The 2,057-nt window shown below is 68.6% G+C and carries 1 protein-coding gene and 1 pseudogene; both read left to right on the forward strand.

The features are described 5' to 3' along the window. Positions 1–193 precede the first annotated feature (193 nt). Complete coding sequence (gene argS / locus AC27VN_RS39760; protein ID WP_490880254.1) at positions 194–1,879, forward strand: arginine--tRNA ligase; 1,686 nt, start codon at positions 194–196, stop codon at positions 1,877–1,879. Between the two features lie 11 nt (positions 1,880–1,890). Then, positions 1,891–2,057: pseudogene (locus AC27VN_RS39765) on the forward strand (SPOR domain-containing protein); the annotation flags it as partial.

Genomic DNA, 2,057 nt, shown 5'->3' on the forward strand with positions numbered 1-2,057 from the left:
CCGAAGGAAAGGCAGGCGCCGAGCGCGATGGTGGAGGCGACCAGGGAAAGGAGCTTCTTCATGGTGTGTGTCCTTGCAAATGGGTTGTGACAGTGGCTGCCCCGCCTCGGGGTTGACCATCGTAACGGGCGAAGAGGACGGTCGGATGACGATCGTCAACTGCGACCGAGTTTGCCCCCGGTAAAATTCGCCGATGCTATTGGTCAAACAGGAGCTGCTCGCGGCGCTCGCGAACACGCTCGAATCCCTCTCGCCCGGCGCCGGCCTCAAGGCCGCGTTCGAGTCCCCCAAGGTCGCGGCCCACGGCGACTTCGCCAGCAATGCCGCCATGCAGCTGGCCAAGCCGCTCGGCCGCAAGCCGCGCGAGCTCGCCGAGGAACTGAGCGCCGCGCTGCTCGCCACCCCCGCCTTCGCCCAGTGGGTGCAGGCGGTCGAGATCGCCGGCCCCGGCTTCCTCAACATCCGGCTGAAGACCGCCGCCAAGCAGCAGGTGGTGCGCGAGGTGCTCGACGCCGGCGCCGCCTTCGGCCAGCGCCCGGCCACCGGCGAGAAGGTGCTGGTCGAGTTCGTCTCGGCCAACCCCACCGGCCCGCTGCACGTGGGCCACGGCCGCCAGGCCGCGCTCGGCGACGCCATCTGCAACCTGCGCGCCTCGCAGGGCGAGCAGGTCTGGCGCGAGTACTACTACAACGACGCCGGCGTGCAGATCCAGACCCTGGCCAACAGCACGCAGCTGCGCGCGCGCGGCTTCAAGCCCGGCGACGCCGAATGGCCGAGCGGCGAGAAGGCCGCGGCCTACAACGGCGACTACATCGCCGACATCGCGGCCGACTTCATCGCGAAGAAGACCGTGAAGTCGGAGGACCGCGAGGTCACGGCCAGCGGCGACATCGAGGACCTGGAGGCGATCCGCGAGTTCGCCGTCGCCTACCTGCGCCGCGAGCAGGACCTGGACCTGCAGGCCTTCCGCGTGCGCTTCGACCAGTACTACCTCGAGTCCAGCCTCTACACCAGCGGCCGCGTCGAGCGCGCGGTGGCGCAGCTGGTCGCCGCGGGCAAGACCTACGAGCAGGACGGCGCGCTGTGGCTCAAGTCGACGGACTATGGCGACGACAAGGACCGCGTGATGAAGAAGCAGGACGGCACGTACACCTACTTCGTGCCCGACGTCGCCTATCACATCGCCAAGTGGGAGCGCGGCTTCCACAAGGTCATCAACATCCAGGGCACCGACCACCACGGCACCATCGCGCGCGTGCGCGCCGGGCTGCAGGCTGCCGGCGAGGGCATTCCCGAGGGCTACCCCGACTACGTGCTGCACACCATGGTGCGCGTCACCAAGGGCGGCGAGGAGGTCAAGATCAGCAAGCGCGCCGGCAGCTACGTCACGCTGCGCGACCTGATCGAGTGGACCAGCACCGACGCCGTGCGCTTCTTCCTGCTGAGCCGCAAGCCCGACACCGAATACACCTTCGACGTCGACCTGGCCGTGGCGCAGAACAACGACAACCCGGTGTACTACGTGCAGTACGCGCATGCGCGCATCTGCTCGGTGCTCGCGGCCTGGGGCGGCGACGCGGCCATGCTGCAGGGCGTCGACCTGGCGCCGCTCGAGAGCCCGGCGGCCCAGTCGCTGATGCTGCTGCTGGCCAAGTACCCCGAGATGCTGAGCGCCGCGGCCAAGGATTTCGCGCCGCACGACGTCACCTTCTACCTGCGCGAACTGGCGGCCACGTACCACAGCTACTACGACGCCGAGCGCATCCTGGTCGACGACGAGGCCGTGAAGCTGGCGCGCCTGGCGCTGGTCGCCGCGACCGCGCAGGTGCTGCACAATGGCCTCGCGATCCTCGGCGTCACCGCGCCGCGCAAGATGTGAACCCCCTCCCCATGAAGAAGACAACCAGACAACGCGGCAACATCGTCATCGGCCTGATCATCGGGCTGGTGCTCGGCCTGGGCGTCGCGCTGGGTATCGCGGTCTACGTGACCAAGGTGCCGATCCCCTTCGTCACCAAGACGCAGCGCGGCGGTGCCGAGCAGGACGAGGCCGAGGC

This window comes from Variovorax sp. 20P10.2.4 (assembly GCF_058244205.1).

Excerpts from the sequence above, each read along its gene's own strand:
- argS (WP_490880254.1), top strand. The coding sequence starts at position 194 with ATGCTATTGGTCAAACAGGAGCTGCTCGCGGCGCTCGCGAACACGCTC.